Source organism: Rathayibacter sp. VKM Ac-2929, from assembly GCF_022815495.1.
Taxonomy (GTDB): Bacteria; Actinomycetota; Actinomycetes; order Actinomycetales; family Microbacteriaceae; genus Rathayibacter; species Rathayibacter festucae.
In genome coordinates, this window is the sequence record NZ_JALGRV010000001.1 from 503,864 (window position 1) to 517,569 (window position 13,706).

Below are 13,706 nucleotides of genomic sequence, written 5' to 3' on the forward strand. Positions count from 1 at the left end.
GACGCTACGCGGTCGGCGCGGGGCCCGCGCCCGATTGTCCGTCGGCGGGCTCGGTGGTAGCGCCGCGCATGTCCAGGGCGGTGATGCGGCGCAGGAGGACGGCGAAGAGCTCGACGTCGCCCGCGTCCCAGCGGCGCAGCTCCTCGTGCATCAGCGCCTGGCGGGAGCTGCGGATCGCCCGCATCCGCTCGGCGGTCTCCGGCGGCACCGAGAGGATCGTCGCGCGACCGTCGCCCGGATCGGGGGAGCGCTGCAGCAGACCGAGGCGGTCGAGCGCGGAGATCTGCCGGCTGATCGAGGACTTGTCCGTCTCGAGCAGCTCGGCCAGGGCGCCCGAGTGCATCGGGCCGCGCCGCTCCAGGGTGGCGAGCGTCCGGTACCCGGCGGTGCTCAGCTCCGGATGCAGGCGCTCGGCGGCGGAGCGCATCGCGTCGCGCACCCGGTTGAAGAGGGTGCTCAGCTCGCCCTCGACGGCGGCGATCGCGGCGTCGGTCGCGCCCTCGGTCGCGCGGTCGCCTTCGGCGTGCCCGCCGGGCTCGGGGTCGGGAGGGGAGGACGGGCCGGTCATCCCTCCAGCATCCCGCGTCGAACCGACTTGCGCACGGCCCCGTCCACGTCGTACGCTTCCCGAAGCCAAAGACCGCCGGTTTCCGGTGTGCGCACGAGCAGGGCCCAGGCCCCGCGGATCGCCACCGGACGAAGGATTCGCGAAGCGAATGTCCCGCGCAGGTGTGCAAGAGATGTGTTCCGCGTTCATCGCGATCCCCAGGCTCCCGCGCTCCTGCGCCGGAGCCTTTTTCTTTGCGTGCCTTCGGGCTACCGGCACGAGAATTCACAGGAGTAGCCATGGCGAACAAGGAAGCCTCGGTCGCCGAACTCACGGAGAAGTTCCAGAGTTCGACCGCCGTTCTGCTGACCGAGTACCGCGGTCTCACTGTTGCTCAGCTCAAGACGCTGCGCAAGGACATCAGTGAGCACGCGACCTACGCCGTGGTGAAGAACACGCTGACCAAGATCGCGGCGAACAACGCCGGGATCTCGTCCTTCGACGCCGAGCTCGCTGGCCCTTCGGCCATCGCGTTCGTGCACGGCGACCCCGTCGCCGTCGCGAAGTCGCTGCGTGCCTTCGCCAAGGCAAACCCTCTCCTCGTGGTCAAGGGCGGTTACTTCGACGGTAACCCGCTGACCGCGGAAGAGGTGGGAAAGCTCGCCGACCTCGAGTCCCGTGAAGTGCTGCTCGGCAAGCTCGCCGGCGCATTCAAGGCCTCGCTCTTCGGTGCCGCTTACCTGTTCCAGGCGCCGCTGTCCAAGGCCGTTCGCACGGTCGAGGCACTGCGCGAGAAGCAGGAGTCCGCGAGCTGACGCTTCCCTCCGGGAGGCAGTGCGCACGCGGTTCGTAGACAAGAAACAACAAGGAGAAAAATCATGGCAAAGCTCACGCAGGACGAGCTCATCGAGGCCTTCAAGGAGCTCACGCTCATCGAGCTCTCTGAGTTCGTGAAGAAGTTCGAAGAGGTCTTCGAGGTCACCGCCGCCGCGCCCGTCGCCGCTGCTGGTGTCGCCGGCCCGGCCGCCCCGGCCGAAGAGGTCGAGGAGCAGACCGAGTTCGACGTCGTGCTCGAGGCCGCCGGCGAGAAGAAGATCCAGGTCATCAAGGAGGTCCGCGCGCTCACGAGCCTCGGCCTCGGCGAGGCGAAGGCTGTCGTCGACGGCGCCCCCAAGGCTGTCCTCGAGGCCGTCAACAAGGAGACCGCCGAGAAGGCCAAGGCCCAGCTCGAGGCCGCCGGCGCGACCGTCACCGTCAAGTAATCCCCTCGCACCCGTCAGGGTGCACGGGTCCTCCCTCGGGCGGGCCCACCGGCGCAGGGCGTCGTCTCCTCGGAGGCGGCGCCCTTCGTCGTTCCCGCTCGTCGTCTCCCTGTTCTCCCTGCGCTGTCGTCGCCGCCCCGGCGTCCCCGACCGGGGGTGATCGGCCTCCCCGGTGCCGCGCGATGCAGCCTCTAGAATCGGCGGGTGACTGCTATCGATCCGCTCGCAGGTCTGCCGGCCCGCGACGTGCCGCCCAGCGAGGTGTCGCTGAGCGAGCTGCTGAGCGACTTCGTCTCGGTGACGCACCGGATCACCCGCCTCGCCGCGCAGGCCACCGACAACCAGGAGTCGCAGGCGGTCTGGCGCACCCTGTCGGTGCTGCTGTCGATGGGGCCGATGCGCCTGGGCGAGCTGGCGACCCAGAGCCGCGTCTCGCAGCCCACGATGACCAAGATCGTGAAGAACCTCGTCGAGGCCGGCTGGCTCGACCGCATCGCCGACCCGGCCGACGCGCGGGCTTGGCAGATCCGCCTCGCCCCCGACGGCGCCGCCGCGCTCAGTGCCTGGCGCACCCAGCTGGGCGACGCCCTCACGCCGATCTTCGCCGACCTCCGCCCCGAGGACCGCCGCGTCCTCGAGCGCGCCGTCGAGATCATGCACGAGCGCCTCGTCGTCGCCCCGCGCGACTGACCCGCCCTCTCCATGCTGGTCGAGTAGCCCCGGAGGGGCGTATCGAGACCCACGATCGTCAGCGACTCGTGCAGGATGAGCGCGTGCAGATGCGACTCGAACTCGTCCCCGTGCCCGTCTCCGACGTCGATCGGGCGCTGGCGTTCTACGCGGACGTCGTCGGCTTCCACGTCGACCACGACGTCCGGCCCTCGCCGTCGATGCGGGTCGTCCAGCTGACACCGCCCGGCTCCTCCTGCTCGATCGTGATCGGCTCCGGGATGGGGCCCGGGCCGGAGGACGGCGTCGTCCGCGGGCTGCACCTCGTCGTCGACGACATCGCCGCCGCGCGCGCCGAGTTGGTCGAGCGAGGTCTCGAGCTGTCCGACGTCCAGGACATGGGCGGCGTGAAGTACTCCCACTTCGCCGACCCGGACGGCAACACCTGGTCCCTCCAGGAGATCGGCTCCCGCACCGCGCCCGCCTGAGCGGACGCGGGGATCTCGATACGCCCGCTTCGCGGGCTACTCGATCAGCATGCCGTCGCCGACGAGGTCCGCCGCCCCATGCTGGTCGAGTAGCCCCGCAGGGGCGTATCGAGACCCGGCGTCCTCAGTACGGCGGGCCTGCAGGCTCCTGTTCTGATGCTGGGGGATCTCGATACGCCCGCTGCGCGGGCTACTCGATCAGCATGGAGCAGGCGCGGCCGCCCCGCATCAGTCCTCGGGCCAGCGGACGCGGGCGCCCGAGTCCGGGTGCTTGCGGAGCCAGGCCGCGATGAAGGGGCAGCGCGGGACGACGGTGCCTCCCGCCTTCGTCACCGCGAGGACCGCAGCGCGGGCGAGGACGCTGCCGAGGCCGTGGCCCTCCCAGGCGTCGTCGACGACGGTGTGGGTCAGCACGACCTCGTCCCCGTGGCGGACGTAGGCCGCGAAGCCGGCCGTCTCGCCGCCGACGGAGATCTCGAAGCGGGAGCGCTCGGGCGCATCGCGGACGACGGGGGAGGGGGACTCGGAGTCGCTCATGCTCCGATTCTCGCGCCCCGCGGCGCCGACGTGCTGGTGCGGATGACGAGGGAGGCGGGGATGGTCGTGTGCCGGGCGGGCGGCGGCGCCTCGCCCCGGGCGATCGCGGCCAGCGCCTCCAGCACGAGGGCGACGGCGAGCTCGCCCTGCTGCCGCGGGTCCTGCCGGATCGAGCTCAGGCCGAACAGCTCGGCCAGCGGGTGGTCGTCGATCCCGATGATCGAGACGTCCTCCGGCACCGACAGCCCGAGCTCGCGCGCGGCGAGGATGATCCCGATCCCGATCTCGTCGGAGGCGGCGAAGATCGCGGTCGGCCGGGTCCGCGGGTCGCCGAGCACCTGACGCCCGGCCCGGTGCCCGCCGGGGATGTCGAACCGGGTCGGCACGAAGTGGCCGGCCTCGCGCTCGAGTCCGGCCGCCGCGAGGGCCTGCGAGAAGCCCTCGTGGCGCTTGGTGTGCACGTGGAAGTCCATCTCCTCCTCCGCCAGTCCGCCGATGTGGACGATGCGTTCGTGGCCGAGGGAGAGCAGGTGCTCGGTGGCGAGCCGGGCCGCGGCGACGTCGTCGATGCTGAAGGTGGGGATGCCGGGGAGCGAGCCGCCGATCCCGACGATCGGCTTGCCCAGGGCGAGCAGCGCTTCCGTCTCGTCGGGCGAGATCTCGAGGGTCACGGCGACGATCGCGTCGACGCGCTTGCGGACGAGGTAGTACTCGAAGACGCTGCGGCGCGCGTCGTGGTGCTTGTCGATGTTGTAGAGGAGCAGGTCGTAGCCGGCGGCGAGCAGGGCGCGCTCGATGCCCTCGATGATCCCGCCGAAGAACCACTGGTTGATCACCGGGATGATCACGGCGACGTTGTTGCTGCGGCCGGTGACGAGGCTCGAGGCGTTGGCGGAGACGACGTAGCCGAGGCTCGACGCGGCGTGCTCGACCCGCTGCTTCGTCCCGGCGGAGACGTAGCCGCGGCCGCTCAGAGCGCGCGAGACGGTCGCCTTCGACACTCCCGCGAGCTCGGCGACCTCTTCGATGCCTGGCACGGCGTTCCTCCCGGACCGTCCGGCGTCGGTGCTGGAAACGGTTCCAGAAAGTTATACCCCGGGCTCGACGCGAGGGGGAGCGTCGAGATCGATCTCCCGCGGCGCACGGCCCGATTTACCGCGGTTCGTCGCCGGATCGTTATCTGAGAGAGCGCTCTATCACCGCCGTTGTGCTTTCATCGATCTTGTGGAAAGGTTTCCCTCCGTGGAGGCCCGAGCCACACGAACCCGGTGTTCCGCTCGGAGAGTCTCCGCACGGAACCACCAACAGCATCCGAGTCGTCGCAGCACCTGCTTCGAGTCGCCTCAGCCCGCCGGCCCGCCGGACGGCACCGGCCCTCGGCTGAACCACCACTCAATGAGGAGGAACCATGCGGTCATCCCTGCACCGCCGTATCACCCTTCCCGTCGCCGTTCTCGCAGCGGCCGGGATCGCCCTCGCCGGCTGCTCGAGCAGCAGCGACCCGAACGACCCGAACGCGGGCGGCGGCAGCTCCGCCGGCACCGTGGGCACCGCCGACGGCGTCGTCAACGTCTACGGCACCATCAACGGCGACGAGGCCACCCTTCTCGAGCAGTCCTGGGCGGACTGGGAGAAGGAGTCGGGCATCGACATCAAGTACACCGGCGACAAGGAGTTCGAGAAGCAGATCGGCATCAAGGTCCAGGGTGGCGACACCCCCGACCTCGCGATCTTCCCGCAGCCGGGTCTGCTCGCCGACACCGTCGCCTCGGGCAAGGTCCAGGAGCTGCCCGCCGGCGCGCTCAAGAACGTCCAGGACAACTGGTCCGAGGACTGGCAGAAGTACGGCCAGGTCGACGGCACCCAGTACGGCGCGCCGCTGATGGCCTCCGTCAAGGGCTACATCTGGTACTCGCCGAAGAAGTTCGCCGAGTGGGGCGTCTCCGTTCCCACCACCTGGGACGAGATGGAGGCGCTGGGCAAGACCATCGCCGAGAAGACCGGCGGACCGTCCTGGTGCGCGGGCTTCAACTCCGGTGAGGCGTCCGGCTGGCCGGGCACCGACTGGATCGAGGACGCCGTCCTCCGCGAGGCCGGCCCCGACGTGTACGACTCCTGGGTCGCGGGCGACACCCCGTTCACCGACCCCGAGATCAAGGCGGCCTTCGACAAGGTCGGCTCGATCCTGCTCGACCCGACGCTGGTCAACGCCGGCTACGGCGACGTCTCCTCGATCAACTCGACCGCCTTCGGCGACGTCGCGCAGAACGTCGCCAACGGCACCTGCGCGCTGACCCACCAGGCCTCGTTCTTCGAGGGCTTCCTGATCTCGGCCGGCGCCAACGTCGCCGAGGACGGCGACGTCTGGGCCTTCCTCACCCCGCCGGCCGAGGCGGGCGACGCCCAGGCCGTCACCGGTGGTGGCGAGATGGTCGCCGCGTTCTCGAACGACGAGGACACCGCCAAGGTCCAGGAGTACCTGGCCAGCGCGGACTGGGCCAACAGCCGCGTCAAGCTCGGTGGCGTCATCTCGGCGAACACCGGCCTCGACGCCGCCAACGCCGGCAGCGACATCCTGAAGGACTCCATCGGGATCCTCCAGGACCCGGACACCACCTTCCGCTTCGACGGCTCGGACCTCATGCCGAAGTCCGTCGGTGCCGACAGCTTCTGGAAGGGCATGGTCGACTGGATCGACGGCTCGAGCACCGATCAGGTCCTCGAGGAGATCCAGGCCGGCTACACCTCCTAGCAGTCGCGGAGAGGGCCGTCGCTCCCCGGAGCGGCGGCCCTCGACCGATGCCCGTCCGGCCGGATCGCACCCGCGGTCCGGCCGGACCGGGCCTCACCAGAGTTCAGAGTCGCACTCGAAAGGGCGTCCATGTCCGGCTTCTTCCAGTGGCTGGCGAGCATCCCCCCGCTCGCGCAGATCCCCATCATCCTTCTGGCGTTCGCGGCGGTCGTCGCGATCATCCTCTTCTTCGTCGAGATCGCCCCGCGGCGCGGCACCGGCTACACGGTCCTCCGCCTCGCCGTCACCGTCCTCCTCCCGGTGGTCCTCCTCCTCGCGTTCGGCCTCTACAACTCGGTGATGTGGGTCGCGGTCGTCGCGGCGGTCATCGGCGGCATCCTCTTCCTGCTCGACTTCCGGTCCCGCAAAGGCGCGGGCTACGGACTGCAGCTGATCGCGTTCATGGCTCCGGCCGCCTTCTTCATCCTGATCGGCCTGATCTACCCGACGATCACGACCGCGCTGAACGCCTTCATGAAGAACGACGGCTCCGGCTTCGCCGGCCTCGACAACTTCATCTGGGTCTTCACCAGCCCGGACGGCGTGACCGCGTTCCTCAACACCGTGGTCTGGGTGCTCCTCGCCCCGATCACCGCCACTGCGATCGGCCTGGCCTACGCGGTGTTCATCGACAAGAGCCGCGGCGAGAAGTTCTTCAAGCTGCTGGTCTTCATGCCGATGGCGATCTCGTTCGTCGGCGCCTCGATCATCTTCAAGTTCTTCTACGACACCCGCCAGGGCGAGCAGATCGGTGTCCTCAACGGCATCCTCACCGCGTTCGGCGGCTCGCCCGTCGACTGGCTGGGCCTCGAGCCGTGGAACACGCTGTTCCTGGTCGTCGTGCTGATTTGGACCCAGGCCGGCTTCGCGATGACGGTCCTCTCGGCCGCCATCAAGGGCGTGCCGTCCGAGCAGCTGGAGGCGGCGTCGCTCGACGGCACCAACGCCTGGCAGTCGTTCTGGAACGTCGTCGTCCCGGGCATCCGCTCCTCGATCGTGGTCGTGCTGACCACGATCTCGATCGCGTCGCTGAAGGTCTTCGACATCGTCTCGGCGATGACCGGCGGCCGCTCCGACACCACCGTCCTCGCCTTCGAGATGGTGCGCCAGTTCCAGCTCGGCGCCCGCAGCGGCTACAGCGCGGCCCTCGCGGTCATCCTGTTCCTGCTCGTGCTCCCGATCGTCGTCTACAACGCCCGCCAGCTCGCCAAGCAGAGGGAGATCCGATGAGCGTCACGCCCACTCCGATCCAGGTTCCGGTCGACCGCAGCACCGAGCGCGCGCTCGCCCGCGGCGAGTCGAAGATCGAGGCGGCCAGCGGCAAGGTCCGCAAGGCGACCACCTCGCGCGGAGCGACGCTCGCGGCCGCGATCATCGCGGCGATCTGGACCATCCCGACCCTCGGGCTGTTCATCTCGTCGTTCCGCCCCGCGAACGACATCAAGACGACCGGCTGGTGGACGATCTTCGCCAACCCCGGCTTCACCCTCGACAACTACGCGAACGCGCTCAACTCCGGCGACAGCCTGACGCTGGGCAAGGCGTTCGTGAACTCGCTGGTCATCACGCTGCCGGCGGCGCTCATCCCGATCACGATCGCCAGCCTCGCGGCCTACGCGTTCGCGTGGATCGACTTCAAGGGCCGCAACACGCTCTTCGTGCTCGTGTTCTCGCTGCAGATCGTGCCGATCCAGATGGCCCTCGTGCCGCTGCTGCAGCTGTTCTCGGACGGCCTCCGCATCGGCAACCTCTACATCCTCCCCGGGCTCGGGGTGAACGGGTTGGACGGCTCGTACGCGAAGGTGTGGATCGCGCACACGATCTTCGCGCTCCCGCTGGCGATCTTCATGCTCCACAACTTCATCTCGGAGATCCCCGGCGAGGTCATCGAGGCGGCTCGCGTGGACGGAGCCGGCCACGGCCAGATCTTCTTCCGCATCGTGCTGCCGCTGTCGGTCCCGGCGATCGCCTCGTTCGGCATCTTCCAGTTCCTCTGGGTCTGGAACGACCTGCTGGTCGCGACGGTCTTCACCTCCGGGCAGGGCTTGCCGATCACGAAGGCTCTGCAGGACCTGTCGGGCTCGTACGGCCAGTCGTGGGAGCTCCTCACGGCCGGCGCGTTCATCTCGATCATCGTCCCGCTGATCGTGTTCTTCGCCCTCCAGCGCTTCTTCGTTCGCGGCCTGCTCGCCGGCGCCACGAAGGGCTAGCGGTCCGCGGCACCGCCGTCTGCGGCGTTGTCGTCGTCGGCAGTAGCTCCGCTACAGCTCTCCTCCTCCGCCTTGCAGCCGACGGCGCCGCGAACCGCCAGCGAGTGCGAGGGAAGGCCCGGGTCCTGCTCACGCAGGGCCCGGGCCTTCTGTCGTCCCCGGCTCGTCGGTACGGGGTGCCCCCATGCTGATCGAGCAGCCCGCATCGCGGGCCGCTCATGCTGATCGAGTAGCCCGCGAAAGCGGGCGTATCGAGATCCACCACCGTCAGAACCTGTGTCTGCAGCCCCGCCCTGCTGGTGACGTCGGGTCTCGATACGCCCCTCCGGGGCTACTCGACCAGCATGAGTGAGGGCGCTGCGCCGCTCAGCATGAGGGCGCCGGCCAGGCGGTGGACCGAGAGGGGATGCGGACGGTCGGCGATCCATGCTGGTCGAGTAGCCGCGGGACGCGGCGTATCGAGACCCGGAGAACGGAGTCCGCGGAACGCGGCCCGCGTGGGCCGACCGGACCGTCGCGGATCCCCCGCCGCTGAGCACATCTTCGCCGTGGGCGGAAGCCGCGGGCGGTGTCGGCGGCCGGGGTTATGGTCGAGCGATGAGCAGGATGGGTGACGTCGCGAGCGGCGGCGGGATGCGCGCGGGCGCGGTGCGCGGGAAGATCTCCAGCAGCGACCCCGACGCCCAGCGGCGGAAGAACTCCGACGCCCCGCGGATCGATCACCTCTTCTCCCGGATCGCCTCGCTCTTCCACGCCCACCGCACGAAGCTCACGCTCACCGTCGCCCTCGTGCTCGTCGGCGCCGCGCTCACCGTCGTGCCGCCGCTGCTCACCCAGCTGGCCTTCGACCGCGGGCTCTTCCCGCCCGACGGCCGCCCGAACCTCCCCGTGCTGCTCGAGCTCGTCGGCGTGATGGTGCTGATCTGGGTGGTCTCCGCCGTGCTCGGCGTCTGGCAGACCTTCCTCACCGCCACGGTCGGCAACAGCGTGATGGGCGAGCTGCGCATCCGGCTGTTCCGCCACCTCCAGGCGATGGAGCTCGGCTTCTTCACCCGCACGCGCACCGGCGTCATCCAGTCGCGCCTCGCCAACGACGTCGGCGGCGTGGCCAGCGTCCTCACCAACACCGTCTCGAGCGTGCTCGGCAACACCGTCACCGTGATCGCGGCCGTCGTCGCGATGCTCCTGCTCTCCTGGCAGATGACGATCGTTGCGGTGGTGCTCACACCGGTGCTCGTGATCGCGCAGCGCCGGGTCGGCCAGGTCCGCGCCCGGATCGCCACGAAGACGCAGGAGTCGCTGTCCGAGATGACGGCGATCACGCAGGAGACGCTGAGCGTCTCGGGCATCCTGCTCGCCAAGAGCTTCGGCCGCCAGGAGTCGGAGGTGACCCGCTACGCCGATGAGAACGGCCGGCAGATCGACCTCCAGGTCCGCCAGCAGATGTCCGGGCAGTGGTTCTTCGCGACCGTGCAGATCTTCCTCTCGGTGATCCCCGTGGTCGTCTACCTCGTCGCCGCCTGGCTGATCCTCGGGGGGACGACCGTCACCGCGGGCACCGTCGTCGCCTTCACCACCGTGCAGGCGCGGCTGATGTGGCCGCTGCTCGGGCTGATGCGCGTCGCGCTCGACCTGCAGACCGCCGGCGCGCTCTTCGCCCGCATCTTCGAGTACCTGGACCTGCGGCCCGCCATCGCCGACCGCGCGAGCGCCCGCGACGTCGACGGTGAGCTCGGCCGCGTCGAGCTGGACGAGGTCGTCTTCCGCTACCCCGACCAGACCGACGACGTCCGGCCGACCCTCGACCACGTCTCGGTCTCGATCGCGCCGGGCGAGTTCGTCGCCTTCGTCGGCCCCTCCGGCGCCGGCAAGACGACCATCTCGTACCTCGTGCCCCGGCTCTACGACGTCACCGAGGGCTCCGTCCGCTTCGCCGGCACGGACGTCCGGGAGCTGCGGCAGGAGTCGCTCGTCTCGCACATCGGCATCGTCAGCCAGGAGACCTACCTCTTCCACGCGACGATCGCCGACAACCTCCGGTACGCCCGCCCCGCCGCGACGCAGGAGGAGCTGGAGGCGGCCGCCCGGTCCGCGAACATCCACGACACGATCGCGTCCTTCCCCGACGGCTACGACACCCTCGTCGGCGAGCGCGGCTACCGGCTCTCCGGCGGCGAGAAGCAGCGCCTCGCGATCGCGCGGGTGCTGCTGAAGGACCCGGCCGTCCTCATCCTCGACGAGGCGACCAGCGCGCTGGACACCGTCTCGGAGCGGATCGTGCAGACCGCCCTCGACGACGCCGCCCGCGGCCGCACCACCATCGCCATCGCGCACCGCCTCTCGACGGTCGTCTCGGCCGACGTCATCCACGTCGTCGACGGTGGACGCATCGTCGAGTCGGGCACCCACCTCGAGCTGCTCGAGCGCCGCGGCCTCTACGCCTCCCTCTACGCCCAGCAGGTCGAGACCGCCCTCAGCTCCTGAGGAGCGCGCACAACATCAGCCGAGACGGCTCCTCATCGCCGATCAGCGATGAGAGCGGCTCCCAGCCGATGTTCTGCACGCGTGGCGGCGGTCGAGCGGAGAGCGCAGTGCTGCCACGACCCGACGCTCATCTGCCCGTGGCACCTCGAATGCACCAGATCCTCCACGACCTCGGACGACACCACCCCCGCGCCGACACGGACAGCCACTGCTTCTGAGTTCGTCGTCTCATTCCGGCGATCTCCGCACCCGGGACGAGTCATCTGTGGTCTGCTGAGCTGCGCGCGGTTGACCGACCGAGCATGTCCCGCCCAGCACGCCGCTCGGGCGCCGCGCTTCCCCTGAACAGAAAGAGATCCGTGGAGCAGTCCGCCCCTCAGCACCCGTCCACCTCTGCACCGCTGACGCGCCGAGCACTCACAGGCCTGGCATGGAGCGCTCCCGCCGTCGCTCTCGCGGTCGCAGCACCGGCGGCAGCCACCAGCCAGCCCACTGAGACCGTCGGGCTTCGAATCCTCGATCCGACGATCGAGGCGGAACCCGGACAGACCTTCCCCATCCGGGTCCGGTTCCTCGACGCGGCCGGCCAGGGCGTCGTCGCGAACCTGATGATCGCCAATGGTGACGGCGCCCTGATGTTCTCCCACCCCGGATACCGCGGCGGTGAATTCGACGCCACCACCTACGCCACCACAGACCAGACCGGCTCGGCGACCTTCACCGCGGAGCTCGACTCCGGCACCTCCCCAGGCCAGAACTACGACTACAGCGTGCGCAGCTACGGCAGCACCAACACCGTCGCCCTCGGGAAGGTCGTCGTCGTCTAGCGGCACTCCCGTCCCGGGCTCCGGCATTGCCAGGTGCTCCACGCGCGCTTCCGCAGACGTCTCCGTGAGAAGGCCGTCGAGTTCGTGTCGCCACGACCTCTGCCGCGATCCTGGACAGCGTCCCCTCCGCCGGCGGCGTCGCCTGGTCGGTCGGCGACAGCTCGAAACGACTCACCGCAACCGGTCGCGTCAAGGGCCGGCGCGACCTCCACGGTCCGCGCGTCCTTCAACTGCGCACGCTGCACCGCCCGGTACGCGGTCGATCGAGCGACCTCGAAGTCGGTCGCAGGCTCCACGACGGTGCAGTCACCGGCACGATGCTCAGCGACCAGGTGCGCCTCGATCTTCGGCGAGAGCTTCGGCGCCCGCCCGCACAGCCGCCCCTTCGCCTTCGCGATCTTCGTGCCCCCTTCGTGCGAGAGCGAATGCGGGCGGCTCTCAGCCGATGTCGTGCGCGCGGAACGCCGGTCAGGCCGCCGGGCGGTCGGCGAGCATCTGCTCCATCAGCGAGATCTCGGCCTCCTGGGCCTTCACGACGGAGGAGGCGAAGTCGGTGGCGACGGTGGCGCGGCTGCGGGCGAGCAGCGCCTCGGCCATGTCGATCGCGCCGCGGTGGTGGGCGATCATCAGCTCGAGGAACCTGCGGTCGAAGTCGCGGCCGGTCAGCGTGCTCAGCTCGGCGATCTGCTCGGGCGTCGCGAGGCCGGGCATGCTCTCGGGGACGACGTCCTCCTCGGTGGACATGCCCATCGAGGAGTGCTCGTCGGCGGCGCCGGCGAGGGTCGGCCGGCCCATCCAGGTCATCGACGGCTCGGGGGCCGCCTGCGGGAGGCCCCAGGAGTTCAGCCAGCCGAAGAGCTGACCGGCCTGCTGCTGCTGGGTGAGCAGGATGTCCTTCGAGACGGTGAGCACCTCGTCGTCGGCGCTGCGGTCCCGCGCGATCATCGCCAGCTCGGCGCCCTGGAGGTGGTGCACCTGCATGTCGCGGGCGAAGCCGGCCTCCGCGCTGGTGCTCGACGGGGTGGCCGAGGAGGAGAACGGGGCGAGGGCGCCGAAGAGGTAGCCGCCCGCCGCGCCCAGGAGGAGGGCGACGACGGCGACGGCCGCGACGAGGAGGCGGCCCCTACTGCTTGCCGGGCGCATCGATGCCTCCGGTGCACGGGGCACCGGGCTCGGGCGCGGTCGAGGACTGCCAGAAGCGCTCGATGAACGCGTCGATGCGCGGGTCCTCGGGGGAGTCGATGGCGACCTGGGCGTCCCAGGCGCTGAGCACGATCGGCGACTCGAGGCCCTCGTAGGGCGAGACGACCGCGTAGGTGTCGGGCATCGCGGCGATCAGGGCGTCGACCTCGCTCTGCGGGAGGGACGGGTCGTAGGTCGCCCAGACGGCGCCGTGCTCGAGGTCGTGCACGGCGTTCTCGTTCGGGACGGGCTCGTTGTACACGCCGCAGTTCATCCAGACGGCGTTGTGCGGGCCGCCCGCGGGAGGGGTCTGCGCGTAGTCGACGGTGCCGGCGACGTGGGTCGCGTCGTTCTCGAAGGTCTGCAGGCCATCGATCTGCCGGGCCTCGACGATCTGCTGGTTGCCGAAGACGGTGACGGCGACGATGCCGCCGATCGCGACGACGGCGAGGGCCGAGAGCGACCAGATCCAGATCCGGCCGCTGCGCTTGCGCTTGGCCTGCTCGCGCTTGTAGGCCTCGACCTTGTCCTGGCGGGCGCGGTTCTTGGCGGACATCGTGTCTTTGGGCACGGTGGCGTCTCTCGTTCTGATCGCGGGGTGGCGCGCCGGGGGAGGCGCAGGCGCCTGAGAGGCGCTCTCAGAGGATAACGAGCGAGGCTCCGGATCGGATCAACGCGGGGTGGGAGTGCTCGGGGTGGGCGGGTCTCG

14 protein-coding genes are annotated in these 13,706 nt (G+C 69.9%); 9 read left to right on the forward strand and 5 right to left on the reverse strand.

Features of this window, described 5'->3' with window-relative positions:
- Nucleotides 1-4: 4 nt before the first annotated feature.
- A complete protein-coding gene (locus MT355_RS02280) occupies nt 5-568 on the reverse strand; it encodes a MarR family winged helix-turn-helix transcriptional regulator (RefSeq protein WP_243598375.1) in 564 nt (187 codons plus the stop codon).
- A gap of 278 nt (nt 569-846) precedes the next feature.
- On the opposite strand from MT355_RS02280, the gene rplJ reads away from it, so the two are divergent.
- The 4 genes from rplJ (at nt 847) to MT355_RS02300 (ending at nt 2,966) form a co-directional block, all read left to right on the forward strand.
- On the forward strand, nt 847-1,362 hold the full coding sequence (rplJ, locus tag MT355_RS02285) for a 50S ribosomal protein L10 (protein ID WP_123447792.1): 516 nt from the start codon (nt 847-849) through the stop codon (nt 1,360-1,362).
- A 63-nt stretch (nt 1,363-1,425) separates the two neighbouring features.
- Entirely contained in the window at nt 1,426-1,809 is a 384-nt protein-coding gene (rplL, locus tag MT355_RS02290) for a 50S ribosomal protein L7/L12 (protein ID WP_055791021.1), read from the forward strand.
- 204 nt (nt 1,810-2,013) lie between these two features.
- A complete protein-coding gene (locus MT355_RS02295) occupies nt 2,014-2,499 on the forward strand; it encodes a MarR family winged helix-turn-helix transcriptional regulator (RefSeq protein WP_243581350.1) in 486 nt (161 codons plus the stop codon).
- Between the two features lie 83 nt (nt 2,500-2,582).
- Nucleotides 2,583-2,966 (forward strand): VOC family protein, encoded by a 384-nt coding sequence (locus tag MT355_RS02300; RefSeq protein WP_243598376.1) that lies wholly within the window; start codon nt 2,583-2,585, stop codon nt 2,964-2,966.
- A 228-nt stretch (nt 2,967-3,194) separates the two neighbouring features.
- Here the strand turns inward: MT355_RS02300 and MT355_RS02305 are convergent, their stop codons facing one another.
- A complete protein-coding gene (locus tag MT355_RS02305; RefSeq protein ID WP_243598377.1) occupies nt 3,195-3,503 on the reverse strand; it encodes a GNAT family N-acetyltransferase in 309 nt (102 codons plus the stop codon).
- A complete protein-coding gene (locus MT355_RS02310) occupies nt 3,500-4,540 on the reverse strand; it encodes a LacI family DNA-binding transcriptional regulator (RefSeq protein WP_123705269.1) in 1,041 nt (346 codons plus the stop codon). The genes MT355_RS02305 and MT355_RS02310 overlap by 4 nt, the downstream gene beginning before the upstream one ends.
- 371 nt (nt 4,541-4,911) lie before the next feature.
- On the opposite strand from MT355_RS02310, the gene MT355_RS02315 reads away from it, so the two are divergent.
- From MT355_RS02315 to MT355_RS02335, 5 genes are all read left to right on the forward strand, one after another.
- Nucleotides 4,912-6,255, forward strand: a complete 1,344-nt coding sequence (locus MT355_RS02315) for an ABC transporter substrate-binding protein (protein WP_123737355.1) — start codon at nt 4,912-4,914, stop codon at nt 6,253-6,255.
- Nucleotides 6,256-6,384: 129 nt separating this feature from the next.
- Nucleotides 6,385-7,524 (forward strand): carbohydrate ABC transporter permease, encoded by a 1,140-nt coding sequence (locus MT355_RS02320; RefSeq protein ID WP_132437600.1) that lies wholly within the window; start codon nt 6,385-6,387, stop codon nt 7,522-7,524.
- Nucleotides 7,521-8,504, forward strand: a complete 984-nt coding sequence (locus MT355_RS02325) for a carbohydrate ABC transporter permease (RefSeq protein WP_123447787.1) — start codon at nt 7,521-7,523, stop codon at nt 8,502-8,504. The genes MT355_RS02320 and MT355_RS02325 overlap by 4 nt, the downstream gene beginning before the upstream one ends.
- Before the next feature lie 606 nt (nt 8,505-9,110).
- Entirely contained in the window at nt 9,111-10,988 is a 1,878-nt protein-coding gene (locus MT355_RS02330) for an ABC transporter ATP-binding protein (RefSeq protein WP_243598700.1), read from the forward strand.
- A gap of 359 nt (nt 10,989-11,347) precedes the next feature.
- Complete coding sequence (locus MT355_RS02335) at nt 11,348-11,815, forward strand: hypothetical protein (RefSeq protein WP_243598378.1); 468 nt, start codon at nt 11,348-11,350, stop codon at nt 11,813-11,815.
- A gap of 468 nt (nt 11,816-12,283) precedes the next feature.
- On the opposite strand, the gene MT355_RS02345 is transcribed toward MT355_RS02335, so the two are convergent.
- Nucleotides 12,284-12,958, reverse strand: a complete 675-nt coding sequence (locus MT355_RS02345) for a DUF305 domain-containing protein (RefSeq protein WP_243598379.1) — start codon at nt 12,956-12,958, stop codon at nt 12,284-12,286.
- The gene (locus tag MT355_RS02350) at nt 12,939-13,568 is read right to left on the reverse strand and encodes a DUF3105 domain-containing protein (RefSeq protein ID WP_243598380.1); all 630 of its coding nucleotides are present in this window, start codon (nt 13,566-13,568) and stop codon (nt 12,939-12,941) included. Before MT355_RS02350 ends, MT355_RS02345 begins: the two co-directional genes overlap by 20 nt.
- Between the last annotated feature and the right edge of the window lie 138 nt (nt 13,569-13,706).